General features: G+C 68.8%; 23 protein-coding genes. 10 read left to right on the plus strand and 13 right to left on the minus strand.

Translation table 11 applies throughout. The annotated features are described in order from the left end of the window. The first annotated feature begins 93 nt into the window (after window positions 1–93). Both WFI54_RS09610 and WFI54_RS09615 read left to right on the plus strand, forming a co-directional pair. The gene (locus WFI54_RS09610; protein ID WP_336652568.1) at window positions 94–777 is read left to right on the plus strand and encodes a TetR/AcrR family transcriptional regulator; all 684 of its coding nucleotides are present in this window, start codon (window positions 94–96) and stop codon (window positions 775–777) included. 191 nt (window positions 778–968) lie between these two features. Then, entirely contained in the window at window positions 969–2,315 is a 1,347-nt protein-coding gene (locus tag WFI54_RS09615; RefSeq protein WP_336652569.1) for a M20/M25/M40 family metallo-hydrolase, read from the plus strand. 9 nt (window positions 2,316–2,324) lie between these two features. Here WFI54_RS09615 and WFI54_RS09620 read toward each other — a convergent pair whose 3' ends face one another. Further along, the gene (locus WFI54_RS09620; protein WP_336652570.1) at window positions 2,325–3,515 is read right to left on the minus strand and encodes a helix-turn-helix domain-containing protein; all 1,191 of its coding nucleotides are present in this window, start codon (window positions 3,513–3,515) and stop codon (window positions 2,325–2,327) included. 156 nt (window positions 3,516–3,671) lie between these two features. Between WFI54_RS09620 and WFI54_RS09625 the strand changes: the two genes are divergently transcribed. From WFI54_RS09625 to WFI54_RS09640, 4 genes are read left to right on the plus strand one after another with little or no spacing between them, the layout of a single operon-like run. Then, complete coding sequence (locus tag WFI54_RS09625; protein WP_336652571.1) at window positions 3,672–5,003, plus strand: MFS transporter; 1,332 nt, start codon at window positions 3,672–3,674, stop codon at window positions 5,001–5,003. Window positions 5,004–5,054: 51 nt separating this feature from the next. Beyond that, a complete protein-coding gene (locus WFI54_RS09630) occupies window positions 5,055–6,710 on the plus strand; it encodes a thiamine pyrophosphate-dependent enzyme (protein WP_336652572.1) in 1,656 nt (551 codons plus the stop codon). A gap of 50 nt (window positions 6,711–6,760) precedes the next feature. Then, the gene (locus WFI54_RS09635) at window positions 6,761–8,410 is read left to right on the plus strand and encodes an amidohydrolase (RefSeq protein WP_336652573.1); all 1,650 of its coding nucleotides are present in this window, start codon (window positions 6,761–6,763) and stop codon (window positions 8,408–8,410) included. 24 nt (window positions 8,411–8,434) lie between these two features. Continuing rightward, window positions 8,435–9,709 carry a M20 family metallo-hydrolase gene (locus tag WFI54_RS09640; RefSeq protein WP_336652574.1) on the plus strand — a complete coding sequence of 425 codons (1,275 nt, stop codon included), beginning with the start codon at window positions 8,435–8,437 and terminating at the stop codon, window positions 9,707–9,709. Here WFI54_RS09640 and WFI54_RS09645 read toward each other — a convergent pair. The 6 genes from WFI54_RS09645 to WFI54_RS09670 are packed head-to-tail and all read right to left on the minus strand — an operon-like array spanning window position 9,660 to window position 14,851. After that, window positions 9,660–10,532, minus strand: coding sequence for an amino acid ABC transporter permease (locus tag WFI54_RS09645; RefSeq protein WP_336652575.1), 873 nt, complete (start codon window positions 10,530–10,532; stop codon window positions 9,660–9,662). The two genes, WFI54_RS09640 and WFI54_RS09645, sit on opposite strands and share 50 nt — an antisense overlap. Beyond that, window positions 10,529–11,176: an amino acid ABC transporter permease gene (locus tag WFI54_RS09650; RefSeq protein ID WP_336652576.1), complete on the minus strand. Its 648-nt coding sequence runs from the start codon at window positions 11,174–11,176 to the stop codon at window positions 10,529–10,531. The genes WFI54_RS09645 and WFI54_RS09650 overlap by 4 nt, the downstream gene beginning before the upstream one ends. Window positions 11,177–11,225: 49 nt before the next feature. After that, window positions 11,226–12,128: a transporter substrate-binding domain-containing protein gene (locus tag WFI54_RS09655; protein WP_336652577.1), complete on the minus strand. Its 903-nt coding sequence runs from the start codon at window positions 12,126–12,128 to the stop codon at window positions 11,226–11,228. A 44-nt stretch (window positions 12,129–12,172) separates the two neighbouring features. Further along, complete coding sequence (locus WFI54_RS09660) at window positions 12,173–12,931, minus strand: amino acid ABC transporter ATP-binding protein (protein WP_336652578.1); 759 nt, start codon at window positions 12,929–12,931, stop codon at window positions 12,173–12,175. Continuing rightward, window positions 12,928–14,115, minus strand: a complete 1,188-nt coding sequence (locus WFI54_RS09665; protein WP_336652579.1) for an amidase — start codon at window positions 14,113–14,115, stop codon at window positions 12,928–12,930. The genes WFI54_RS09660 and WFI54_RS09665 overlap by 4 nt, the downstream gene beginning before the upstream one ends. Continuing rightward, window positions 14,108–14,851, minus strand: a complete 744-nt coding sequence (locus tag WFI54_RS09670) for an aspartate/glutamate racemase family protein (protein WP_336652580.1) — start codon at window positions 14,849–14,851, stop codon at window positions 14,108–14,110. The genes WFI54_RS09665 and WFI54_RS09670 overlap by 8 nt, the downstream gene beginning before the upstream one ends. A 113-nt stretch (window positions 14,852–14,964) precedes the next feature. On the opposite strand from WFI54_RS09670, the gene WFI54_RS09675 reads away from it, so the two are divergent. Next, a complete protein-coding gene (locus WFI54_RS09675; RefSeq protein ID WP_336652581.1) occupies window positions 14,965–15,624 on the plus strand; it encodes a GntR family transcriptional regulator in 660 nt (219 codons plus the stop codon). A 136-nt stretch (window positions 15,625–15,760) separates the two neighbouring features. Here the strand turns inward: WFI54_RS09675 and WFI54_RS09680 are convergent, their stop codons facing one another. Continuing rightward, window positions 15,761–16,183: a TFIIB-type zinc ribbon-containing protein gene (locus tag WFI54_RS09680; protein ID WP_336652582.1), complete on the minus strand. Its 423-nt coding sequence runs from the start codon at window positions 16,181–16,183 to the stop codon at window positions 15,761–15,763. Window positions 16,184–16,322: 139 nt separating this feature from the next. Between WFI54_RS09680 and WFI54_RS09685 the strand changes: the two genes are divergently transcribed. Beyond that, window positions 16,323–16,712, plus strand: coding sequence for a TIGR02611 family protein (locus tag WFI54_RS09685; protein WP_336652583.1), 390 nt, complete (start codon window positions 16,323–16,325; stop codon window positions 16,710–16,712). Here the strand turns inward: WFI54_RS09685 and WFI54_RS09690 are convergent. The 3 genes from WFI54_RS09690 to cls form a co-directional block, all read right to left on the minus strand. Continuing rightward, on the minus strand, window positions 16,705–17,313 hold the full coding sequence (locus WFI54_RS09690) for a DUF4870 domain-containing protein (RefSeq protein WP_336652584.1): 609 nt from the start codon (window positions 17,311–17,313) through the stop codon (window positions 16,705–16,707). The two genes, WFI54_RS09685 and WFI54_RS09690, sit on opposite strands and share 8 nt — an antisense overlap. Window positions 17,314–17,452: 139 nt before the next feature. Next, a complete protein-coding gene (locus tag WFI54_RS09695; RefSeq protein WP_336652585.1) occupies window positions 17,453–18,148 on the minus strand; it encodes a winged helix-turn-helix domain-containing protein in 696 nt (231 codons plus the stop codon). A gap of 455 nt (window positions 18,149–18,603) precedes the next feature. Further along, window positions 18,604–20,106 carry a cardiolipin synthase gene (gene cls, locus WFI54_RS09700; RefSeq protein WP_336652586.1) on the minus strand — a complete coding sequence of 501 codons (1,503 nt, stop codon included), beginning with the start codon at window positions 20,104–20,106 and terminating at the stop codon, window positions 18,604–18,606. A 258-nt stretch (window positions 20,107–20,364) separates the two neighbouring features. On the opposite strand from cls, the gene WFI54_RS09705 reads away from it, so the two are divergent. Next, window positions 20,365–21,711 carry a hypothetical protein gene (locus WFI54_RS09705; protein ID WP_336652587.1) on the plus strand — a complete coding sequence of 449 codons (1,347 nt, stop codon included), beginning with the start codon at window positions 20,365–20,367 and terminating at the stop codon, window positions 21,709–21,711. A gap of 79 nt (window positions 21,712–21,790) precedes the next feature. Here WFI54_RS09705 and upp read toward each other — a convergent pair whose 3' ends face one another. Beyond that, window positions 21,791–22,429, minus strand: coding sequence for a uracil phosphoribosyltransferase (gene upp / locus WFI54_RS09710; RefSeq protein ID WP_336652588.1), 639 nt, complete (start codon window positions 22,427–22,429; stop codon window positions 21,791–21,793). A gap of 26 nt (window positions 22,430–22,455) precedes the next feature. Between upp and WFI54_RS09715 the strand changes: the two genes are divergently transcribed. Continuing rightward, window positions 22,456–22,920: a nucleoside deaminase gene (locus WFI54_RS09715; protein ID WP_442918562.1), complete on the plus strand. Its 465-nt coding sequence runs from the start codon at window positions 22,456–22,458 to the stop codon at window positions 22,918–22,920. Between the two features lie 80 nt (window positions 22,921–23,000). On the opposite strand, the gene WFI54_RS09720 is transcribed toward WFI54_RS09715, so the two are convergent. Continuing rightward, window positions 23,001–24,071: an ABC transporter ATP-binding protein gene (locus WFI54_RS09720; protein WP_336652590.1), complete on the minus strand. Its 1,071-nt coding sequence runs from the start codon at window positions 24,069–24,071 to the stop codon at window positions 23,001–23,003.

Here is a 24,071-nt window from a genome sequence, read left to right on the forward strand (position 1 = left end):
TCAGTGGGTAATGTCAATTACGTTGACATTTACGTTGACACATCAGTGTCGTTGCCGGCCCTCGGGCCTACACTGGTGTCAAGAATCCGAACAATGGGGGTCGAGATGGTGCAGGCCGAGAGTGCACGACGAGTGCGACTGGATCAGCGCGGAATCGTCGACGCGATGTTGCGGCTGGCGCGAGATGAACCGCACGCGCGAATCACCTTCAAGCGACTCGGCGATGCCCTGGGTGTTGACGCGACCGCCATGTACCGGCACTTCCGCAACAAAGACGAGCTGCTCAAAGCCGCCCTCGACCGCATCACTGGCTGGGCTACGGAGGCAGGGCGTGAGAGCTCGGGCAGCTGGCGCGAGCGGCTGGAAGCTCACCTCATGCGTACAGCCGAGCTTGCGCTGGAGTACCCATCGATCGGTGCAGAGGCAGCCGTTATTGATCCCGGTGGCCCCGGCGACACCTCCGCCGTTGAGTTCATGCTCGAGATGCTCGCCGAGGGTGGGCTGCGCGATGAAGCGCTGCTGCGCGCCTACGCTGCGGTCTCCGGCTTCGCGCTCTCGCAGAGCGCAGCGCTCGCGAACGACGTGCTGCGCAATCCCGATGCCGCGCGCGACGGCTCCGAGCCGTGGATCAGCACCTTCGGCTCGGTCAACCTCACCGAGTACCCGCTCGTGAATCAGCACCGCGACGCGCTGCTCGCGATGGACGGCATGACCGTCTACCGTGCGGGCATCGCGGCCATCCTCGACGCCGTCGAACTGGCGACAGGTCCTGCCTGATCCCGCCTGATCCTGCTCGGTCCGTCGATATGGAATCTGCCGAAAATATGACGGGTCCCACCTCCTGTGCCATATGCACGGCAGATCCCATATGCGCGGACGGCTTCTCCGCACGCTCAGACGTCTGAAAACGGGAGCGGAGGAGCGTCGGGGCTAGGGTAGGAGGGATCGAGGCGAGCGGAGGTGCGAGGGTGACTGCAGAGCGTGGCGGCGGATCCGGCGGCGCCGAAGAGGCGATCGAGTTGCTGCGCGCCCTTATTCGTGAAGGGTGCGTCAACGATGGCACGCCCGCCTCCGGCCAGGAGATCCGCAGTGTGCGCGTGCTGCAGCGCTTTCTTGCTGACGTGATCGCACTGGAGCACGTTGAGGCCCACGTGCTCGAATCGGCGCCCGGTCGCGCCTCGCTCATCGTGCGCGTGCACGGCACAGACCCCGCGGCCCCGGCGCTGGGTCTGCTCGGTCACCTCGACGTGGTGCCCGTTGACCCCGACGGCTGGACCCGCAACCCCTTCGGCGGCGAACTCATCGACGGCGAGATCTGGGGCCGGGGCGCCGTAGACATGCTCTACCTCACCGCCGCGTTCGCGTGCGTGTTGCGCGAGGTCGCGCTCGCGCCGACACCGCCCCGCGGTGACCTTGTGCTGCTGGCGGTCGCCGATGAAGAGGCCGGCAGCAGTCTCGGCATGCACTGGCTCGTGCGCGAGCACCCCGAGATCGTGCGTGTCACTGAGGCGCTCTCCGAGTCCGGCGGGATGCGCATGGGGCGGCACGTTGCCATCGAGGTCGCCGAGAAGGGATCGGCCGGTCGTCGTCTCGTGGTGCAGGGCAAACCGGGTCACGCCTCGATCCCATTCGGGGCGACCAGTGCTGCCTACCGTATGGGCGAGGTGCTGCAGCGGCTCGAAGAGGTGATGCCCGCAGCGCAGCTGGGGGAGTTGTGGAACGCGTTTGTCGATGCCCGCATCGACGATCCCGCTCTCGCTGAGCGGTTGCGCGACCCCGTGCGCCTGGATGCGGCGCTGCCGCAGCTCGGCGGTATCGCGGGCTATGCGCACGCAGTCTCGCGGATCACGATTTCGCCGACGGTGGTGCGCGCCGGTTCCGTGCACAATGTGATTCCGGGGTCGGCGTCGATCGACCTCGACATCCGCACGCTGCCCGGCACGAGCGACGACGAGGTCGATGAACTGCTCGTGGCGGTGCTCGGTCCGATCGCCGATCAGGTGGAGATCCGCCATCTGCACGGTTGGGCCGCGACGGGATCGAGCCCGCACACGCCGCTGTTCGCGTCGATTATGCGCGCGATTGCGGAAGTTGCTGACGCGCCGACGGTGCCCATCATGGCGGCGGGCGGGTCGGACGCACGCGTGCTGCGCGAACTCGGCATCCCCGCGTACGGTTTCGGGCTGCTCGCCCCTGGCTGGAGCTATGAGCGCTACCGCGAGGGTGTGCACGGCAACGATGAGCGCATCGACGTTACCTCGGTGGAGCTGTCGATGGCGGCGCTGCGTCGCATTGTCGCCGACCGCATCGGCTAGCGGAGCCGCTCATGCCCAGCCCACCACGAGGCGGGCCGCCTGCTCGGGCACCGTCGGGTCGACCCCCGTCAGCTCGGCGAACCGCCGCAGCCGGTTCGCGAGCGTGTTGCGGTGGCAGAACAGTTCGGCAGACGAGGCTCCGATGCTGCCCGTGCGGAGGTAGCTGCGCGCCGCCTCCTCCAGACGCACCCGCTCCGCCTCCCCGCAGCTCGCGAGCGCGCGGTGCACGTCGGAGAGCAGGGGTCGTCCGGCGGCGAGCAGGCTGCGTGCCGCGACCCTCGCCCACCCTCGGCTCCACGTCATGGCCCCGTCCTCTCCGGGCTCGAATACGCGCGCCAGTTCGCGCACGGTGGCGGCAGTGCGGCTCAGACCGGCGAGGCCCTCGGTGGCGGTCATCACGCCGATGCGCAGGTCGAGCAGGCGGCGCCCCAGCTCTTCGAGTCGCGAGCCCGGCAATTCGAGGTGCCGGGCGAAGGCGACGAGGGCGTCGCCGAGGTGATGGGTGAAGACGCGGCCGCCCGCACGCTCCAGCTCCGACACCGCCACGCGCAGCGGGGCGATGTCCTCTTCGACGGCGGCGAGCACCACGAGCGGGGCGTCGACGGGCAGGTCGAGTTCGTCGGCGATGCGCTGCAGCTGCGGGCCGCCGGGCAGTGGCTCCTGGAAGAGCGAGGCGATGAGGCCCTGTCGCACGGAGGCCCGCTCTTCGCGCATGCGCTCGCGCTCGGCCGCGTAGGCGCGCTGGGTCTGCCCCACATACTCGTCGACCGTGCGCAGCACGATGCCCGTGTGGCGCACGATGAGCTCGGCATCGTCGGCGTCGGCGACTCTGGTAAGCGCTTCCCAGAGCACTGTGAAGTCGTGTCGGATCGCGGTCATGAGGGCGGGCAGGGGGATGCCGGCGCGGGCTCGGGAGACGCCCACTTCGGCGGCGGTCGTGATCGGGGCGTCGAGCCCGCCGGCGCGGAGACCCTCGATGAGGGTGATGAAGGAGAGTCTGCCCGTGCGGCGCAGCTCCGAGAGGGGGATCGGCGCGGGGTCATAGCCGGCGACGTTGCCCACGAGTGCGAGGAAGGTCTCGGTGAGCTCGGCGGGGTCGAGGCGGTCGAGCAGCTGGAGCCAGCGCTCGCGATCCCCTCGGGCAGGGGTGTCGCTCAATGCGCGGGCTGGGCTCGAGGGGTCGTTGGATTGCGGGGCCACGCCCGCAGTATATGTGCATATGCACAATGCAGGCGGCGAAACCAGGGGCTTTTCGTGCCTGCAACAGTGCGAAATGCTTGAGATTCTGGAACGCGTGCCGCCGCGACCGCGACGGCACGCCAGCACCGGATCCCGCATCCTCGACGGAGAGAGAGCATGAGCGAGACAACCAATACCTCGGCGATCGAGTACGACGCCACGCACGAACTGAGCATCAAGGACGCCAACAAGGTCGCCCTCGGCGCTCTGATCGGCACCGCACTCGAGTGGTACGACTTCTTCCTGTTCAGCGCCGCGGCGGCGCTGGTCTTCAACGTCCAGTACTTCACCAGCGAGAACGCCACCGCTGCAGCGCTCGCCTCCTTCGCCACCTTCGGTGTCGGCCTCGCGGCTCGCCCCATCGGTGGCATCATCTTCGGCCGCATGGGCGACCGCATCGGCCGTCGCAAGGTGCTGATGATCACGATCGTGGGCATCGGCCTCGTGACCGGTCTCATCGGCATGCTGCCGACCTACGCCGCCATCGGCATTGCCGCACCGATCCTGCTCGTGCTGCTGCGCGTGCTGCAGGGTCTCTTCGTCGGCGGCGAATGGTCGGGCGCCATGACCATCGTGGTCGAGAACGCGCCGCTGCACCTGCGCGCCCGCTACGCGGCGATCCCGCAGATCGGCTCCCCGATCGGCACGATCCTCTCCTCCGGCGGCTTCTTCATCATGACGCTGGTCTTCTCGCAGCAGAACTTCGACGCCTGGGGCTGGCGAATCCCGTTCCTCATCGCGCTGCCGCTGCTGCTCGTGGCGATCTACATTCGCTCGAAGCTCGAGGAGTCTCCCGTCTTCCGTCAGCTGGAAGAATCGGGCGAGGTCGTGAAGAGCCCCGTGCTCACCACCTTCCGCAACAGCTGGCGCCAGATCATCGTGGGCATGGCCGCGGCCCTGCTCGGCGTCGGTGGTTTCTACCTCGTGACCGCGTTCTGCGTCTGGTACGGCGTGAACGTGCTCGGCTACGACTCATCGCTGATGCTGCTCGGCTCGATGGTCGCCGCGGCAGTCGAGATTCTCGTGCTCATCTGGGGTGGCAACCTCGGCGCCAAGTACGGCGCGAGCCGCGTGATTCTGTGGGGCGGCGTGCTCTCGGCCGTGGTTGCGGTGCCCGCCTTCATGATGCTCTCCTCGGGCAATCCGGTGCTCGTGGTGATCGCGATGACCCTCGCGGTGTCTGCGCTCTCGCTGCCCTACGCCGCATCGGGCACCGTGCTCACCGGGCTCTTCCCCGCGAAGACCCGCTACACCGGGGTCGGCCTCGCGCAGAACACGGCAGGCATGCTCTCGGGCTTCATCCCGCTGCTCGCCACCGGTTTCGTGTCGGCGGCAGGCGATCACTGGTGGCCCGCCGCCGCGATGCTCGCTTTCCTGTCGTTGTTCACCGCCGTCGCGGGCGCCATGGCCCCGAGCCTGAGTGTGAAGCTGCCCGGCTTCAAGCACTGATCCGCACCCCGCATCATCCCATCCCCCGCAGTCTCCCGAGAGGATCACACCATGTCGCAGTCAGCCGGACACTTGATCGTGCGCACACTCGAAGCGCACGGCGTGCAGCGTGTGTACGCCGTGCCCGGCGAGAGCTACCTTGATGTGCTCGACGGGCTGCACGACTCGGCGATCGAGACCGTCGTGTGCCGCCACGAGGGGGGCGCCGGCTTCATGGCGCTCGCCGAGGGGCGGCTCACGGGGCGGCCGGGCATTGCGATGGTCACCCGCGGCCCCGGCGCGGCGAACGCGATGATCGCGATCCACACCGCGTGGCAGGATGCGACGCCGCTCGTGCTCTTCGTCGGGCTCATCCCGGTCGCCGACCGCGAGCGCGAATCGTTCCAAGAGTTCAGCCTGGCCGGCTGGTTCGGCACGACCGCGAAGCGCGTCATCACGATCGACGCACCGCATCGGGCGGGCGAGCTGGTCGACGAGGCGATGCGGATCGCCGCGGCCGGCCGGCCCGGCCCCGTCGTAGTGGGGCTGCCGGAAGATCTGCTGGTCGAGCTCACCGAGGCCCCGGTCGCTGGGCCGACCGCCGCACCAGCCCCGACGCCATCCGCATCGGAGATCGCGGTGCTCACCGAACGCCTGGCCCGAGCCGAACGCCCCGCCTTCGTGGTCGGCGGCGACGGCTGGCAGTCGGGCTGCGGCGCCGAGCTGGCGGCCTACGCCGAGGCGGCGGGCGTGCCGGTGTTCGCCGACTGGCGCGCCTACGACGCGGTGCCGCACGACAGCGGGGCGTGGGCCGGCTGGCTCGGGTACGGCCGCGCCGACGCCGTCGCGCAGGGCTACGCGCAGGCCGACCTGCTCGTCTTCGTGGGTTGCGCCCGCACCGACGTGCTCAGCGACGGCTACACGCTCGGCTTCGACGCGCAGACGGTGCTGGTCACGGGCGACCCCGAGGCCAAAGCCCACGCCGGCCGCATCGACCAGCAGATCGTCTCCACTCCCGCCGCGTTCACGAGCGCGCTCACGGCGACCGAGCCGGCTGCTGCGCGCGGTGCCCGCGACGACGCCTGGCTCACCGGCCGGGTCGCCGCGCAGGCCCGCTTCGCTGCGCACCGCGCCGACGCCTCTGTGCCCGGCGCGCTCGCCGATGCCGGGGTCGACCTCGGCGTGGCCTTCGGCGAACTCGACGCTCGCTTGAACGGCGAGGCGATCCTCACCTTCGGCGCCGGCAATGCGACGATCTGGGCGCACCGCTTCGTGCGGCACCTCGTGCCCGCCAGCCTCGTCGGCGCCCGCAACGGCGCGATGGGGCTCGCCGTGCCTGGCGCGGTCGCCGCCTCCCTCGCCTTCCCCGACCGCCGCGCGGTTGCCGTCTGCGGCGACGGCGACTTCCTCATGAACGGGCAGGAAATTGCCACCGCGATCGCGCACGGCGGCAAGCCGCTCGTGATCGTGGTCGACAACGGCATCTACGGCACGATCGTGCAGCACCAGGAGAAGCACTACCCGGGCCGCCCCTCGGGCACCCGGATGGCCAACCCCGACTTCGCGGCCTGGATGGCGTCGTTCGGCGGGCACGGCGAGCGCGTCGAGGCCACTGAGGAGTTCGCCCCCGCCCTTGATCGTGCCCTCGCGGCAGACGCCCCGGCACTGATCCACGTGCTCATCAGCAGCGAGGTCATGCCGCCGGCCTCCGATGAGATCACGGGCTGAGCGCCCCAGCACCGCCGCCGACCGTTCGACAGCCCCAAGGAGTCCGCATCATGCAGCTCGACCTGATTCTCACCGCGCGCGAGATTCTCACCATGAATCCGGCGCATCCCATCGCCCGTGCGGTGGGTGTGCTCGGCGGCCGCATCGTCGGCTTCGACGAGCAGATCGCTGGGCTCGATGCCGAGCGCAGGCTCGACTTCGGCGACGCCGTCGTCACGCCCGGGCTGATCGATGCCCACTGCCACACCGCCTGGTGGGGTCTTGGCCTCGCTGCGGTCGATCTCGCCAGGGCGCGCGGGCTCGATGAGCTCTACGCGCTGATCGAGGCCGAGGTTGCCCGGCTCGATCAACTCGGCGATGCTGCCGCGTGGGTGCACGGCACCGGCTTCAACCAAGCCCACCACGGCGGCGCGTTCCCTGATATCGCGCGTCTCGACGAGATCACGGGCGGTCGCCCGCTCTACCTGCGGCACACCTCGGGTCACGCGTCGATCACCAACTCGGCTACGCTGCGCCTCGTCGGTGCACTCGATCCGGGCTTTGAGAACCCGGTGGGCGGCGTCGTGGTGCGCGACGCCGAGGGCGCGCCAACGGGGCTCGTCGAGGAGGCGGCCCAGGGTCTGGTGCAGGCGCTGCTGCTGCCCTACTCCACCGAGCGGCTCGTCGAAGCGCTTGACGCGGCCACCTCGCGCTATGCGGCCGAGGGCATCACGAGCTTCACAGAGGCTGGGGTCGGCGGCGGGTGGATCGGCCACAGCCCCGTTGAGGTGGCCGCCTACCAGGCCGCCGCCGAACGCGGCCGCCTGCACGCCCGCGCCCAGCTCATGCCCGCGATCGACGCGCTGCGCCCCATTTCAGGTCACGCCGCCGACTTCCACGGGGAGGGCAATGGTCGCGGGTTCGACCTCGGCATCCGCTTTGGCTTTGGTGACGACGCTGTGCGCTTCGGGCACGTGAAGGTGTTCCTCGACGGCTCGCTGCTCGGTGCGACTGCCGCCGTCACCGAGGACTTCTGCGGGCACGATCACAACCGCGGCTACCTGCTCGACGAGCCCGAGAGCTACCGCGATCGGGCCTTGGGCGCCTACCGCGCCGGTTGGCCGCTTGCCCTGCACGCTATCGGCGACGCCGCCATCGACCTCGCCCTCGACCTCATCGAGGAAGCCCAGCAGCGCTATGGCCGCCTCGCCGCGCCCTGCCGTATTGAGCACTTCGGCATCGCCCGCCCCGATCAGCTCGAGCGCGCCGGTAGGCTCACCATCGCGGTGACGCCGCAGGCCGGCTTCATCGGACCCATCGGAGATCAGATGGCGGATCGCGTAGGCCCCGAGCGTGCCGACTGGCTCTACCGCGGTCGCAGTGTGGTCGACGCAGGCGTGCTGCTCGCGGGATCCTCGGACCTGCCGGTCGCCGACAACAACCTGCGCCGCGGCATGCAGTCGGCGGTCGACCGTCTCACCGAGAGCGGTGCCGCGCTCGGTGCCGCCGAAGCGCTCACGCCCGAGGAGGCGCTGCGCACCCACACCGAGTGGGCGGCGCGGGCGACCGGCCAGATCGCCGACAAGGGCACCCTCGAACGCGGTAAGCTCGCCGACTTCGCCGTATTCTCGGACTCGCCGCTCACCGCACCGAGCATCGCGCGGATCGACGTGGTGGCCACCGTGGTCGGCGGCGAGCTCACCTTCGACGCACGATCCTGATCCGCCCTCTCGAAAGGAACCGTCATGACGGAGCACCCCACCACGCAGCACCACGCATTCCTCGCCGACTGGGCCGTGCACTCCCGCTTCGGTGCCGTCGAGGGCACCGGGGGCGTTGAACGCCAGGCCGCGAGCGCGGCTGACGGCGAGCAGCGCGCCTGGTTCGCGCAGCTGCTCGAATCGCACGGCTTCACGGTGCGTCGCGACGAGATCGGCAACCAGTTCGGCCTGCTCGAACTCGTGCCCGGTGCCCCTTACGTGCTCACCGGCTCGCACATGGATTCGCAGCCCACCGCGGGCCGCTTCGACGGCGCCTACGGGGTCATGGCGTCGGCGCACGCGTGCTTTCGCGTGGCCGACGAGCTGCGGGCCTCGGGTGAGGTGCCGCGCTGCAACCTCGCGGTCGTCAACTGGTTCAACGAAGAAGGGTCGCGCTTCAAACCCTCGATGATGGGCAGTTCGGTGTTCACCGGCAAGCTGCCCCTCGCCGACGCGCTCGCGACGCCCGACCCGCACGGGGTGACCGTCGCGGAGGCGCTCGACGCCATCGGGGAGCGGGGTGACGCCGCGGTGTTCGGCGATGACGGGTTGCAGGTCGCCTCCTACGCCGAGATCCACGTGCAGCAGGGGCGCAGCATGGAGGAGGATGGCGTCACCATCGGACTCGTGAACGCTACCTGGGGTGCGCGCAAGTTCGAGTTCAAGGTCACCGGTGAGCAGGCGCACAGCGGATCGACGCTCATGGCCGATCGCCGCGATGCGCTACTCGGCGCGGCACGCCTCATCGTGGCCGCCCGCGAACTGGTCGACGAGTTCGAGCCTGGCATCCTGCACACGGCCTGCGGCGAGATCAACGTCTACCCGAACTCGCCCGTGGTGGTGGCGAGCGAGGTGCAGTTGCTGTTTGATCTGCGTTCGCCGAGCAGCGAGGTGCTGAGTGCCGCATACGACCGGGTTATGGAGACTGTCGAGCGGGTGCAGCGCGAGGATCGCGTGCAGATCGAGATCGTTGCCGAGCACAGCTGGGATCAGAACCCGTATCCCGAGGCGGGGCTTGAACTCGCCCGTGAGGTGGCGCAGGAGCTAGGGCTCACCCATGACCGGGTGATGACCGTGGCGGGGCACGACTCGACCAACATGAAGGATCAGGCGCCCACGGTCATGCTCTTCGTGCCGAGCGTCGACGGCGTCTCGCACAACCTCAACGAGTTCACCCGCGACGAGGATCTGCTCGCGGGCGTCGATCACCTCACGGGCGTGGTGCGGCGGCTCGCCGGCGGAGCGCTCGTCGCCGAGTAGGCGCTGCGCCACGCAGGCGGGCCTCCGTGGCCCGGGCGAGCCACGACAGCAGTCCGTTCACGACGAAGAAGATCGCGCCGATGAGCAGGTACATCTGCAGCGGGTTGCCCAGGGTCTGAACTGCGATCTCGCCGCGGCGCAGCAGCTCCTCGAAGCCGATGATGAAGCCGAGCGCGGTGTCTTTCACGACGATCACGAGCTGCGCGATGAGCGAGGGCAGCATGATGCGGAACGCCTGCGGCAGCACGATGCTGCGCAGCGCGCGACCGCGGCTCAGACCAAGGGCGAGCGCCGCTTCGGTCTGGCCGCGCGGCACTGCCTGAATGCCGGCGCGCACGATCTCGGAGATCGCCACCGAGTTGTAGATGGTGAGCCCGATCACGAGGTACCACAGCAGCGGCAGGTCGATGCCGATCACCGGCAGTGCCCGCGAGGCAAAGAAGATCGAGATCACCACGGGCACGGTGCGGAAGAACTCGGTGACGCCCACGATGCACCAGCGGTACCAGGGCAGGGCGGTCACCCGCAGCAGCGCCAGCGCAGTGCCGATGGCGAGGCCCAGCACGATCGAGATCGCGCCGGCCGAGGCCGTATTGCCGAGCCCGCCGAGCAGGAACTTCCAGACGGTCGTGAACTGCGGGTCGAAGGGGTTGAAGAGCGGCGACCAGTGCCGGGCTTCGAGCTGTCCCGATTGCTGCAGGCGCACGCCCACGTAGGCGGCGACGGCAAGCAGCGCGGCCCCCACGACCGCGGTGATGATGTGCGTGCGGCGGCGGCCTCGCGGGCCGAGCCTGTCGAAGAGCACGGAGGGCGAACCGGTCATCGGAGGACCGCCTTTCGTTCTGCGAGCGAGAACAGCGCACTGGTGGGTGCGATGATGAGCAGGTAGCCGACCACGACGCCGCCGAGCACCGGGATGACGTCGAGACCGCGGGTGGCTGCAAGAGTGTCGGCCACGCTGAATAGGTCGCCGCCCACGCCGATCGCGCCGACGAGGGCCGAGTCCTTGATCATGGCGATGGTGGTGTTCGCGAGCGGCGGCACGGCCGCGCGGAACGCCTGCGGCAGCAGGATCTGCGTGAGCGTCGTGCCGAAGCCGACCCCCAGCGCGCGGGCGGCCTCGGCCTGCCCGATCGGTACCGCATTGATGCCGCTGCGCAGCGCTTCACAGACGAACGCGGCCGTGTAGACCGCGAGCGCGCTCGTGCCGAACCAGAAGTATGAGCCGCGTACGCCGATCTCGGGCAGGCCGAAGGCGAAGAAGAACAGCACGACCGCGAGGGGCACGTTGCGCATGGTGGCGACCCACCCGGTTCCGATCCTGTTGAGGATCGGAACCGGGGTCACCGAGCAGACGGCGAGCAGCGATCCGAGCACGAGTGCCCCGAGGCCGCCCCATAGGCAGATGCTCAGCGTACGCAGCATCCCCTCGCCGAAGAGCGGCAGGTTGTCGAAGATGACGGACACGTCGAGGTCCCTTCAGATCAGTGCGCGTCGTCCGCGCGTCGGCGGTGAGCTACGCGCAGGCGATGAACTCGGGCAGCGAGGGCACCTCCGGCACCACCTTGCCGGCGGTGCGCTTCCAGGCTTCGGCGAAGCGGCCGTCCTCGACCGCGGCGTTGAGGGTGTCGTCGATGAACTCGCAGAACTCGATGTCGCCCTTGGTGATGCCAATGCCGAAGAGCTGGTCGAGGTACGACTCGCCTACGATCTTGAACTCGCCGTCGGCCTCGTCGGCGAGGCCGAGCAGGATGGTGCTGTCGGCAGCGATTGCGTCGACCTGACCGGTGCGCAGCGCGTCGGCGCACTTCGAGTAGACGTCGAAGAGTACGAGCTGTGCCGAGGGGTCTGCAAGATGCTCGGAGATCGCATCGAGGTCGGCGGATCCGGTGGCGCCGCACACCTTCACCGAAGCGTCGCCCACCGACTCGATACCGGTGATGGCATCGTTGTCGGCAAGAGCCATGGTGAGCGTACCCGCGTTGTAATAGGGGCCTGCGAAGGTGACGCGCTCCTGGCGCTCCTCGGTGATCATGTAGGTGGCGATGACCATGTCGGCCTTGCCCGACATCACGGCCTCGTCGCGCACCTTCGTGTTCGTCTCGATGAAGTTGATCTTGTCGGCGGGGATGCCGAGCTCGCCGGCGATGATCTTGCCGATCTCAACGTCGAATCCGGTGGGCTGGTTGTCGAGTCCCTTCAGCCCGAAGAGGGGCTGATCGAACTTGGTGCCGATGGTGACGGTGCCGGCCTCGGCGAGGCGCGCCATGGTGGAGCCCTCGGGGAAGTCGGTGGAGCTCGCTACGGCGGGCGCCTCTGCGGCGGCGGATCCAGAGTCGCCGCCCGAGCAGGCGGTAAGCAGCAGCGCGCCGGCTGCGAGAGCGGCGAGCGCCGCGGCGGTACGGGTACGGTGCAACATGACAGTTCTCCTTTGATGCTGTGTGGTTGTTGACGGGGTGTGGTTCAGTGCTGCAGTACGCGCGACAGGAACTCCCTGCCGCGCGCGGACGCGGGTCGGGTGAAGAACGACTCAGGGGTGGTGTCCTCGACGATGCGCCCGTCGTCCATGAACAGCAGGCGGTCGGCTACCTTGCGGGCGAAGCCCATCTCGTGGGTCACCACGAGCATGGTCATCCCTTCGCGGGCCAGCTCGGTCATCACGTCGAGCACCTCCTGCACCATCTCGGGGTCGAGGGCGCTCGTGGGCTCGTCGAAGAGCAGCGCCTCGGGCTGCATGGCAAGTGCACGCGCGATCGCGACGCGTTGCTGCTGCCCGCCCGAGAGTTGATGGGGGTACTTCTTGGCGTGCGCGGTGAGGCCGACGCGCTCGAGCAGCCGCTCGGCGGTGGCGCGGGCTTCGGCTCGTGGCACGCGCCGCACGCGGGTGGGGGCGAACATGATGTTCTCCTCGACGGTCTGGTGCGCGAAGAGGTTGAACTGCTGGAACACCATGCCGACCCTGGCCCGCAACCGGGTGAGGGCTCGCCCCTCCTCGGGCAGTAGTTCGCCGCCGATTCTGATCTCACCGGCCCGGATCGGTTCAAGCCTGTTGATCGACCGGCAGAGCGTCGACTTGCCTGAGCCGGAGGGCCCCACGACCACCACCACCTCGCCGGGTGCGAGCTGCAGCTCGACCTGCTTGAGCACGTGGTGATCGCCGTAGTAGGTGTCGACGCCGTGCAGGCTGATGAGCGCCGTCGTCTCGGGTGCTTCGTCGGTCATGATCCGCTCCGATCTGCATGCGGCGACGCCGCATGCGAGTGTGCCCCGCGCGTGAGCGCGGCTTCGAACTGTGAGGCGCATTCCAGCGCGGTCGCCTCGTCGCGCGCCACGATTTGCAGGCCGCCGACGCAGGCGACGGCGGCGTCGAGCGCCGAGAACAGGGCCGAGGGCCATCCGAGCTCGGCGCGGATCGAGGCTTCGTCGACTCCTGCGGCGGGAATGCTCCGACCGAGTGCCGGGGCGAGCACGGCGTCGTAGGTGTCGAGCGCGCGCGCGAAGGCATCGCGGTGTTCGGCCAGCTGGGCCCGTGCGCCTGAGGTGTCGCCTGCGGAGGCGGCAGCGGTCGCGAGTTTCGCGCGAATCGCCGGCCCGTAGCCCTTGGCGCCCGCCTCGTAGCGCATCCGGTGGGTGCGGTAGGACTCGGCGTGCATCACGGTCCAGAATGCGTCGAGCACCACGCGGTCGATGTCGATCTCTGCGACGGCGCCCCAGTGCGCGGGGGTTGCGGGCGGGTTCCAGTGGGGCAGGCGCATCGCCGCGATGCGCGGCTCATCGATCGGAGGGGCACCGCTTGTGCCGCTCATCGCCGCCCAGGCCAGCCGCAGCAGGCGGGTGTTGCGGGCGAGCGGTCCCACCACGTCGAATGAGGGCGCGAGCGGGTGCACGCCGTCGCGCGCCACTGTTCCCGTGCGCGGGCGCAGCCCGACCACGTCGCAGCAGGCCGCTGGGATGCGGATCGATCCGGCGGTGTCGGTGCCGAGGCCGATGTCTGCGAGGCCGGCGGCGATCATTGCGGCTGTGCCGCCGCTCGAGCCACCGGTCGTGAGTTCGGGGTGCGCAGGGTTGGTGATGCGCCCCCAGTGCGTGTTCTCGCCGGTGACTCCCCACGCGAACTCGTCGAGGTTCGCTTTGCCCACCACGCGGGCTCCGGCGGCAACGAGCGCCGTGACGACGGAGGCGCTGGTCGGGGCGGGTGCGGGGTCGTAGGCGCGGGAGCCGCAGGTGGTGATGTAGCCGGCGACGTCGATGTTGTCCTTCACGGCGAGGCGCGCGCCCACGAGGGCGCCGCCCGGCTCGGTGTCTGCGGCCGGGTCGGGCCCGCCGCTCGCGAGTGGCGGTTCGCTGATGGTCATGTTGCCGGGTGCCCGGCGCTGGCCGGGCAGGGCAATGGTGAGGTCACGCATGGATCGGGCTCCCCTGATGGCTGCGGACGAGGGCTTCGGCGGCGAGCGTCAGCGGGTCGAGCACTGGCATACCTGCGAACTCGGCGCCGAGCACTGAGGGCAGCTCGGTGCAGCCTGCGAGCAGTGCGCCTGCGCCCGTCTCTTGCAGCTCTGCCGCGACGCCGAGGAGCAACGCGGTCGCAGTGTTGAGGTCGCCGGCCTTCACTGCGCGGATCGCCTGCATGACGCGTGGCTGCGCCGCTTCGGGTGGCAGGAACGCAGGCACTCCCGCGGCTGCGAAGGCCTCCTGATAGACGCCGGAGGCGATGGTGCCGTCGGTGGCGAGGATCGCGACGCCCTCGCCGTCGACACCGCGCTCGGCGGCAACGCGCACGGTTTCGTCTACGAGACTAAGGAGCGGCACGTCGATGCCCTCCAGTGCCCGGTCGAGGAATACGTGCGCGGTGTTACAAGCGACGACGAGTTGTTCGGCACCGGCTGCGACGAGGGTGAGCGCTGCGGAGCGGATCGCGTCGGTCGGGTCGGCGCCGCCGGCGGTGAGGGCGTCACTGCGGTCGGGGATGCGGGGGTCGCCCCAGATGATGAGGGGGAGGTGATCCTGGTCACGTGACGCCGCGGTCGCGGTGATGATGTCACGGTAGAAGTCGGCGGTTGCGAGCGGACCCATGCCGCCGATGACGCCCACAAGCCCGGCACCGGACGACGCCGGTGTACCGGGGGAGATGCCACTGGTCATGCTCGCCTCCTTGCGATCGCAGAAACCAATATATCGGATTCAATGTATTGAATCTTGGCAGACTCAGAGCGTCGTGGCAAGAGGGCCGGTGAACTGCGTTACATTAAGGCACCATGGAGCAGTTGCGAACCGTCGAGCGCCGCCGTCTGAGCGACGTGGCCTTCGAGCGTCTGCTCGACGCGATCATCCGCGAAGACCTGCCCCCGGGCGCGCGCATTCGAGACGCCGAACTTGCCTCACAGTTGGGTCTCTCGCGTACCCCCGTGCGCGAAGCGGTGAATCGCCTCGTCGACCTCGGGCTCGCCGAATCGAAGCCGAGCGCGCACACGCGCGTCACCACGCTCACCACACGTTCGGTGGAGCGCACGCTCGAGATATTGCAGTCGCTCGATCGGCTCGCCGTCGAGCAGGCTGTGGCAAACATTGGGCCGGGTGAGCTCGCTGAACTGCAGCGGATGAACGACCGCTTCGCAGAAGCCATCCGATCGGGGTCACCCGTAGCGGTGCTCGACGCCGATGTCACCTTTCATCAGGCTTTGCGCGAGTATGCCGAGAATCCTGTGCTCATGCGTGTGATGTCGCAGCTCGATCCGCATGTGCAGCGCATCCTGTTCCGCAAGTTCAGTTCGCGGCTCGGCGCTCCGAACACAGTCCACCACCATGTGGCGTTGCTTGACCTGATCGCCGCGGGCGACGCCGCGGGAGCCGCATCATCGTCGGCCCAGCAGTGGCGCGAGCTGGGAGGTCAAATCGGCGAACTCTTCGCCGACTAAGTGCACACCGCGTCGCGCCCTGGTGCGTCGCAGGCCAGGTGGAGGAAATCCGTGATTTCCTCCACCTGAGTTGCGATCCACGCCCTGAGTGGCGGTCTGGGGTAGGGCAGGCCGGCCTCGGGACTGGCGGGTGGGGTTAGTCGAAGATGTCGCCGAGGAAGTCGAAGGGCTTCTTCTTCTTGTAACGCGGATCGCGGTGGCGATCGTCGACCCGGCGGTCGCCATAGGAGGAGTCGTAGCGTGGGGCGTCGTAGCGGGGCGCGTCGTAGCGCGGCGCATCATGGCGCTGCGCGCCGTAGCCGGGATCTGCTGCGCCGTAGGGCTGCTGCGGATAGCCCTGCTGCTGCGGGGCTGCAGGCGGTGCGGCGGGCGGTGCAGCGGGCGGTGCAGCGGGCGCTGACGAAGCGAGCAGCGCCTCGGCTTCGGACTGGGCTCGCTCAAGAATCTTGTCGAGTTCGCCGCGGTCGAGCCAGACTCCGCGGCACTGGGGGCAGTAGTCGATCTCCACGCCCTGTCGTTCGCTCATGAGCAGGGTGGTTCCGTCGCTGGGGCAGTTCATGCTCCGACAGTATTGGTGATCGAGGGTCGCCACGCAGTGGCGGGCCCGACTCGCGGCAGATTCAGAGCTTCGGGCGCGTGCTGGGGGGCATCGGGGCGGGCTTCGGCTGCCTGCCAGCCCGAAGCCGTATTCTCTCGGTATGTCCGACCCCTATGCCGGCGACGCAGAGCGCGCCAGACGGCTGAGCAAGCGCTTCGGACGCTTCATGGAGCGATGGCGCGCGATCATCCGCCGTTACCCCTGGCTGAACACCACCTACAAGATCATCGTCACGGTGCTGGGCGTGCTCGTCGTGATCGTCGGCTTGATTCTCGTGCCGCTGCCGGGCCCGGGCTGGCTCATCGTGTTCGTCGGGCTCACCATTCTCGGCACCGAGTATCACTGGGCGCGCCGCTTGCTGGGGTGGTTGCGGCGGGTGCTCGCGCGTTTTTGGGAGCGCTGGAACGCATGGAGGGCGGCCCGCCGGGCCCGCAAGGCCGAAGCCCGCGGAGCCGGTGAGCCGCCCTCGGAGGCGACGCCGTCTACTTGATCAACGGAATGTTGAAGATGAACGGCGGCTGTTCGTTGCGGCGGTAGGCTTCGGGAGCCTTCACCGCGGCGATGATGTGGAAGATGAACAGCACCAGTGCTGCGATGCCGCCGATGATCCAGCCGATGTATGGGATGACGGCGACGAGTCCAACGATGACGCGCAGCAGCGAGAAGTTCAGGTTGTCGCGGTGGAAGGCGTACGCCTTGGCATCGCCTTTGTCCTTCTCGATGAGGAAGAAGATGAGCGCCGGAATCCAGCTGAAGAAAACCGACAGCCAGTAGTTCAGCGTGATGTTGTCGAGCGGGTTGGATACCGGCTGCTGGTACCCGACACCCGGCTGCTGGTAGCCGCCGGGCGGCGGTGCCTGCCCGGCGGCGGGCGGTGCCTGGTACTGCGGCTGCGGCGGGGCGTACTGCGGCGCCGGGGGCGGCTGCGGTGCCTCGTGCTGCTGCGGTGCCGATTCGGCAGGCGCGGCTGGCGGTGCAGGCGGTGCCGGTGGCGCGGTCGGAGGCTCACCAGGGGTGCCTGTCGGCGGGATGCTGGTGGGCTCGCCGCCGGTGGGCTGCTCGCCCTGGCCTTCGGGAGGAAGCGTTGACATCGTCGGTCTCCTTCGAACTGCGGGTGTGTATTGACGTTACCGCAGGCCGCCCTGCGGCGGGAAGTGTTGCGGCGCGCCGATCTGCCTGAGCCCGGTGATCAGCAGCAGGCTTTCAGGCGCTGCCGCGGCTCGCACAGCTCTAAAATGCGTCGGGGCTGGGGGCTGCGGTGTGCAGGATCGAGACGTCAGCGTGGCGGTCGAATCGGTAGCCGGTGCCGCGCACGGTGCGCACGATGTCCTGGTACTGGGCGAGCTTCACGCGCAGGCGTCGCACGTGCACATCGATGGTGCGCTCGCTCGGCACCTCAGCCGCGGGGGCGTCGCTCCACAGCCCGGTGATGAGCTCTTCGCGGCTGATGGTGCGTCCCTCGCGCAGCACCAGGTACTGCAGCAGCTCAAACTCACGGAAGGTGAGTGCTGCTGGCACGTTGTCGAGCAGCACCCGCTTGCGGGAAAGGTCGAGCACGACACCCGCCGCGACCCGGTCTTCGGTGTCGGCCTCGTGCTGCTTCTGGCGGGCGTGAGCGGCGGGGTCGCCGAGGGCGAGCCGCACCACGTCGACGTCGCGACCGCCGGTGCCTTCGGGTGCCAGCGCCACTGCGGCGTAGGTGTCGGCTGCGGGGGCGAGCTCGGCGACGAGCTGCTTAATGCGAGTGACGATGGTGCCGAGTCGGGGGTCGCCGTCGGCGATCTTGTCGTCGGCGAGGCCGACATAGAGCGCGAATCCGCGCACCTCGGTGCCCTCGGGCACGTTGCGCTCGGGTGCGGTCTGCGTGGGGAGCGAGGCGGTGAGGTCGGGGCGGGCCGAGCGGAGGGTCTGGGGGGTGGCGTTCATGATGATGTCCTTCGAAGCTGTCGTGCCGCGCTGGTGAGCGATGCTCGGGAGAGGAGCGCGGCGGTGCGGCCCGTGGGCCGCGGGGTGCGGTGCTGCGAGCCGGCCTGGGACGCGGTGCTCGCTGGGTATGAATCGAGCGGCGGATCCGGGGATCGACGCCGGGCTTATGGATTCAGGCGGGTGCCGGGTGTGCGTACCCGGCGGGGCGAACGAGATTCAGAAGTCGCTCACATGCACATTCGACAGCGCATGACACCGCGACCGGACATCATCATGCCGGTCATCCCAAAGTTCACCTCGAGGGCGGACTGGGTGCGAATGGTCTCATGCATGAGGCTCAGTTAAGCAAAGTGCGACCCTGCGTGTCAAGATATGACGTCAGGTTACGGGAGACATTCGGCGATGCACAGCTCGTGACGCGGCACCGCAGGCAAGGCCGCGCCCATGCTCTCGCCCTATTGCAGGGCAGAGGTGAGTCGCATCGCGGACTCGGTATAGCGCCTTGTAAGCGAGCGTGTTCCCCAGCTCTCGAGGTCGAGTTCGGTGCTCAGCGCCGCGTATTCGTCGATGAGGTCACGCACCTCGGTGACGAGATCGCCTCCTGTGGCGAGCAGGCTGATCTCGTAGTTCAGCCCGAAGGAGCGCATGTCCATGTTCGACGAGCCGAGCACCGCACACTCGTCGTCGACGAGGAAGCACTTCGTGTGGAGCACGGCGGGGGCGGGATAGCGCAGGATGCGCACACCGGCTTCGAGGAGTGTGCTGTAGTACGACGACTGCGCGCGATCCACCATGAACTGGTCAGCAGCCTCGCTCACGTAGAGCTCGACGGCGACGCCGCGCTGCGCCGCGGTGGTGATCGCGGCGAGCAGGGATTCGTCTGGCACGAAGTACGGGCTCACGATGGCGAGCCTGCGCTTCGCGAGGTACATGAGCGAGGTGAAGACGCGAAGATTCGGCTCGGTGCGGAAGCCGGGCCCGGAGGGTATAAGCTGCACGGCGTTCACCGGACCACCGATCTCGCCGGCGCTCTCGTGCACCGCGGGAAGGAGACGCGGGTGGCTCGCATCGTGGGTGCCGCGGTAGGCGTGCACCTCGATGTACTCGCCGCTTTCGGTGTACCAGTCCACCGCGAACACCGCTTCGAGCGACGACACGATCTCGCCGCTCAGCTCGACGGTGATGTCGTGCCAGAGGCGCCCGGCGGCGAGATTCTTCGGTGAACCGTAGTGGGCCTCGATCATGTTCTGCGAGCCCATCACTGCCCTGACGCCGTCGACGACGAGCAGCTTGCGATGGTTGCGGAGGTCGATGCGACGCATACGCCGTTCGAGCGGGAGGAAGGGCAGCATGAGATGCCATTCGATGCCCGCCGCGGTCATGCGGGAGAGCATGCGCCGGAAGCCCGGGTACTTTCGTGAACCGATGTGGTCGAGCAGCACCCGCACTTGCACGCCCCGCGCCGCTGCAGCCTCGAGCGCCTGGAAGAAGCCCTCGGTGGAGTTGTCGCGGGCCATGATGTAGATCTCGACGTGCACTGACTCGGTGGCCGACTCCACGAGGTCGGTCATGCGATCGATGCTCTCCTGGTAGCCGCTGAGCACGCCGTGGTTCACGCCGGTGACCATAGGCAGTGCGGTGAGCACGCGGGAGAGTTCGACGACGGCGGCGAGCGGTTCCGAGACCGTCGCCGATTCGGGCACCCGCGGCACGCGCTCGGTGCCCTCGGCGAGCAGCAGATTCGCCTGGGCTTGGATGCGGGCTCGGCGGCCGCCCACGTAGGGGCTGCCGATGATGAGGAAGAGGGGCACGCCGAGAATCGGCACGAAGAGAATGAGCAGCAACCACGCGGTCGATGAAGACGGTTTCCGGTTCGTCGGCACGACGCCGATGGCGACGATCTTGACGATGTATTCGATGATGACGAACGCTGTGGTGGCGATTGCGAGCACGCTCATACCAGCAGGGCTCCAAGAGAGGTGGGTCGCAATGCTCTATCCCTTCGTTCTCGCCGCAGTGCCTGGGTGCAGCCGCGCGAGGATCCCCCTCAATATACAGAGGCGGCAGCGTCCTGATCGAGGCAGAGCCCGGCATCCGAGACCCCCGCGTGGTGCATAGCGATATCGTAGATGCATCGTGCCAGCGCGATTGCGAGACGACAGGGTTCGCAACGTCGCACGGCACGACGATGTGACCGCAGCGCAGGGAGCAGATCCATGGCCGAAAAAACTGAGCCGACGAATGTCGATCTGCAGCAGCGACTTGCAGCGGCAGAGGCCGAGAATCGGTCGCTGCGCGCGCGACTCGACGCGACGGAGCACGACGGCGGTACCGGTGCTGCGACGGCTCCGGGAGATCCGCGCACCGCTCGCCGCTGGCGGGCTTTCCTCTCGGGCCTCCTCATCGTGATTGCCGCGATCCTCGCGCCGATCGCGGTTGTCGGCGCCTCCGCGCACGCGCAGCTGACCGACACCGAGATCTTCGTTGCCAGGTACGCGCCGCTCGCCGAAGATCCCGAGGTGCAGGCGCTCGTCACTGATCAGCTGGTGGCGGCGATCGAGCGCGAGGTCGATATCCCTGCGGTTACCGCCTCGCTCGTCGACGGGATCGCGTCGCTCAACGTCAACGATCGGGCCGTCGAGGCGTTGCGGCTCTTCGAGGCGCCGATCAACGCCGGGCTCTCGAACCTGGTGCGCAGCACGGTGACGAATCTTGTCGAGTCTCAGGCGTTCGTCGAGCTCTGGCGTTCGGCGCTGCGCCTCACCCACACCCAACTGCTGAAAACCCTCACGGGTGATGAAGCCGCTGCGCTCGCCATCGATCGCAACGGGTCGCTCGGCGTGCAGCTCTCGCCGGTGCTCGCCGAGGTGAAGCGCGCGCTGCTCAGTCAGGGGTTCCCGCTCGCTGCGCAGATCCCGGAGATGAACATCGTGGTGCCGGTCGCCGCCGATGTCAATCTGGGCAACGCCCAGCTCGGCTATCGCGCCGCGGTGACCGGCACCGCTTGGCTGCCGTGGGCGGCACTCGTGCTGCTCGTGACAGGGGTGCTCGTGGCCCGCAACCGCCGCCGTGCGCTGTTTGGTGCGGCGCTCGGGCTCATGATCGCTATGGGGATTCTGCTCGTGGGCTTCGGCGTGACGGGCGTGCTCCTGCCAGCGGCGATCGAGTTGCCTTCTGGCGCGGTCAGTGCCGTAATGGCGGCCATTGTCGACCCGATCGCGCAGCTCGCTGTCGCGGTGCTGTTGATCGCGGTTGCGTTGACCGTGGTGAGCTGGTTCGCCGGCCCGGGGAGTCTGCCGACGAAGCTGCGCGGGCTCGTGGTCGCGGGCGCAGCTGAAGCGCGGGGATTCGCGGCCCGCCACTCGTTCAGCACCGGGCGTGTGGGGGTATGGGTCGAACGCTGGCAGCAGGCTTTGCGCTGGGGCGTGGGCCTGGTGGCGGGGCTGGTGGTGTGCCTGGCGCGTCCGCTCACCACAGGGGTTGTGGTGGGAACCGTGGTGTGCGCGCTCGTCGCGCTGCTGGTGATCGAACTGGTGCGACGACCCGACGCGGTCACCGACTGACGCGCCAGAGCCTGGCCCGCGGGCCAGACACTGGCGCAGGCGACAGCAGTCAGAACCCGGGATCTTGCCCGAGCGGTGTCTAGTGGTCGACGGTGCCGTAGAGGCGGTCGCCTGCGTCGCCGAGACCGGGCACGATGTAGGCGTGCTCGTCGAGGCCGTCGTCGAGGGCGCCCAGCACGAGCGCTACCTGACGGTCGCCCGCAGCCTTGCGGATCACCTCAACACCCTCCGGGGTGCCGAGCACGCAGATCGCCGTCACATCGTCGGCGCCGCGCTCGAACAAGAACTCGATCGCGGCAGCGAGCGATCCGCCCGTTGCCAGCATGGGATCGAGCACGAAGCACTGGCGGCCAGCAAGGGACTCGGGCAGGCGCTCGGCGTAGGTGGTGGGCTCGAGCGTCTGCTCATCGCGCACCATGCCGAGGAAGCCCACCTCAGCCGTGGGAACGAGCTTCACCATTCCCTCGAGCATGCCCAGGCCGGCGCGCAGGATCGGCACGATGAGCGGCAGCGGCTCGCTGAGGCGCACACCCGTGGTGGGGGAGACAGGAGTTTCGATCGCGTGCGGCTCGACGCGCACCTCGCGGGTCGCCTCGTAGGCGAGCAGCGTCATGAGCTCCTCGATGAGGAGACGAAATGTGGGCTGCGGAGTGTTCTTGTCGCGCAGTACCGTCAGCTTGTGGGTGATGAGGGGGTGATCCGCAACGAAGACTCGCATGCGCCTATCCTATTGCCGTGCCCACCATCCCTCCATCACAGCGCGACATCGATGCGATGGATCTTGCGCTCGCCGCGGCGCGGCGCGCTGCCGAGGCCGGCGAGATTCCCGTGGGTGCGGTGCTGCTCGATGCTGACGGCACGGTGCTCACCACGGGCAGCAACGTCCGTGAGAGCGACCCGGACCCGACGGGGCACGCTGAGATCATCGCCATTCGTGAGGCTGCCCGCCTGCGGGGCGACAGAATGCTCGACGGCTGCACCCTGGTGGTCACCCTCGAACCCTGTGCGATGTGCGCCGGGGTCATACTTGCCGCGCGCGTGCCGCGCGTGGTGTTCGGTGCATGGGACGAGAAGGCTGGCGCGGCGGGCAGCGTCTACGATCTGCTGCGCGACGGCCGCCTGCCGCATCCCGTGCCGGAGGTTGTGGCGGGGGTGCGCGCCGAGCAGAGCATCGCGCTGCTGCGCGACTTCTTCGAGCAGCGCCGGTGAGGGATCCGGCTCCGGCGCGACCGCAGAGTTCAGAGGTCGCACCGGAGCCGCACCCGCCCCGCAGGTGTGCGGCGCGTCGATCAGCTCCGCGGCGCCACCGTCACGGGCTCCGCGGCAAACGACACCCGCACCCGGTCGCCCGCCCCGTAGGCCGCCTCGGCGCCGTGCTGCACTGCGAGCGTGTCACCGTCTGCGAACTGCACGATGGTGCGGCGTATCGGCCCGAGGAATCCGCTCGACACCACCACTGCGTCGAGCTGCCCCACGCCCCGCTGGGAGCCGGCCCCGAGCCGCACATGCTCCGGGCGCACGTAGACCCGCACCTCGGCGCCGCCGGTCGCGGGCGTCCCCATGACGGGGAGTTCGGCGCCGCGCACGATCACCCGGTCGCCCTCGAGCCGGCCATTGACCTGGTTCGAGAGCCCCACGAAGTCGGCCACGAAGGGCGACGCGGGGCGGCGGTAGAGCTCTTCTGGCGTGCCGAGCTGCGCGATCCGACCGCCCTCCATCACGGCGACCCGGTCCGAGACCGCCAGCGCCTCCTCCTGATCGTGGGTGACGAACACGGTCGTGATGCCGAGCTCGGTCTGGATGAGCCGGATCTGCTCGCGCAGCCGCACGCGCACCTTGGCGTCGAGCGCCGAGAGCGGCTCATCGAGCAGCAGGGCCCGCGGCCGGGTGACGAGTGCGCGGGCGAGCGCCACGCGCTGCTGCTGGCCGCCCGACAGCTCGTGCGGAAAGCGCTCAGCGAGGTGCGAGAGGCCCACGATGTCGAGCATGTCGGCGCTGCGCGCCGACCGCTCGGTCCTCGGTACGCGCCGCATCTCAAGGCCGAACTCGACGTTGCGCGCCACCGTGAGGTGAGGGAAGAGCGAGTACTGCTGAAAGACCATGCCGATGTCGCGGCGGTTCACGGGCACTCCCGTGACGTCTTCGTCGCCGATGAGCACACGGCCGCCCGAGACCGGCTCGAGCCCGGCGATGCAACGAAGCGCGGTCGTCTTTCCGCAGCCCGAGGGGCCGAGCAGGCAGATTAACTCGCCCGGGGCGAGCTCGAGGTCGACGCCGTGCAGCACCGTGGTGGAACCGTAGGACTTGGCGACCCGCTCCAGGCGGACCGAGGAACCGGTGGTCGAGGGATCGGTGGGCAC

The organism is Leucobacter sp. MMO-125 (genome assembly GCF_037148395.1).
GTDB lineage: Bacteria > Actinomycetota > Actinomycetes > Actinomycetales > Microbacteriaceae > Leucobacter.

What these genes read in the sequence shown, in the direction of transcription:
- WFI54_RS09610 (WP_336652568.1), top strand. Translation starts at nt 94, where the DNA reads ATGGGGGTCGAGATGGTGCAGGCCGAGAGTGCACGACGAGTGCGACTG.
- WFI54_RS09625 (WP_336652571.1), top strand. Translation starts at nt 3,672, where the DNA reads ATGAGCGAGACAACCAATACCTCGGCGATCGAGTACGACGCCACGCAC.
- WFI54_RS09630 (WP_336652572.1), top strand. Translation starts at nt 5,055, where the DNA reads ATGTCGCAGTCAGCCGGACACTTGATCGTGCGCACACTCGAAGCGCAC.
- WFI54_RS09635 (WP_336652573.1), top strand. Translation starts at nt 6,761, where the DNA reads ATGCAGCTCGACCTGATTCTCACCGCGCGCGAGATTCTCACCATGAAT.
- WFI54_RS09640 (WP_336652574.1), top strand. Translation starts at nt 8,435, where the DNA reads ATGACGGAGCACCCCACCACGCAGCACCACGCATTCCTCGCCGACTGG.
- WFI54_RS09645 (WP_336652575.1), bottom strand. Translation starts at nt 10,532, where the DNA reads ATGACCGGTTCGCCCTCCGTGCTCTTCGACAGGCTCGGCCCGCGAGGC.
- WFI54_RS09655 (WP_336652577.1), bottom strand. Translation starts at nt 12,128, where the DNA reads ATGTTGCACCGTACCCGTACCGCCGCGGCGCTCGCCGCTCTCGCAGCC.
- WFI54_RS09660 (WP_336652578.1), bottom strand. Translation starts at nt 12,931, where the DNA reads ATGACCGACGAAGCACCCGAGACGACGGCGCTCATCAGCCTGCACGGC.
- WFI54_RS09665 (WP_336652579.1), bottom strand. Translation starts at nt 14,115, where the DNA reads ATGCGTGACCTCACCATTGCCCTGCCCGGCCAGCGCCGGGCACCCGGC.
- WFI54_RS09670 (WP_336652580.1), bottom strand. Translation starts at nt 14,851, where the DNA reads ATGACCAGTGGCATCTCCCCCGGTACACCGGCGTCGTCCGGTGCCGGG.
- WFI54_RS09675 (WP_336652581.1), top strand. Translation starts at nt 14,965, where the DNA reads ATGGAGCAGTTGCGAACCGTCGAGCGCCGCCGTCTGAGCGACGTGGCC.
- WFI54_RS09680 (WP_336652582.1), bottom strand. Translation starts at nt 16,183, where the DNA reads ATGAACTGCCCCAGCGACGGAACCACCCTGCTCATGAGCGAACGACAG.
- WFI54_RS09685 (WP_336652583.1), top strand. Translation starts at nt 16,323, where the DNA reads ATGTCCGACCCCTATGCCGGCGACGCAGAGCGCGCCAGACGGCTGAGC.
- WFI54_RS09690 (WP_336652584.1), bottom strand. Translation starts at nt 17,313, where the DNA reads ATGTCAACGCTTCCTCCCGAAGGCCAGGGCGAGCAGCCCACCGGCGGC.
- WFI54_RS09695 (WP_336652585.1), bottom strand. Translation starts at nt 18,148, where the DNA reads ATGAACGCCACCCCCCAGACCCTCCGCTCGGCCCGCCCCGACCTCACC.
- cls (WP_336652586.1), bottom strand. Translation starts at nt 20,106, where the DNA reads ATGAGCGTGCTCGCAATCGCCACCACAGCGTTCGTCATCATCGAATAC.
- WFI54_RS09705 (WP_336652587.1), top strand. Translation starts at nt 20,365, where the DNA reads ATGGCCGAAAAAACTGAGCCGACGAATGTCGATCTGCAGCAGCGACTT.
- upp (WP_336652588.1), bottom strand. Translation starts at nt 22,429, where the DNA reads ATGCGAGTCTTCGTTGCGGATCACCCCCTCATCACCCACAAGCTGACG.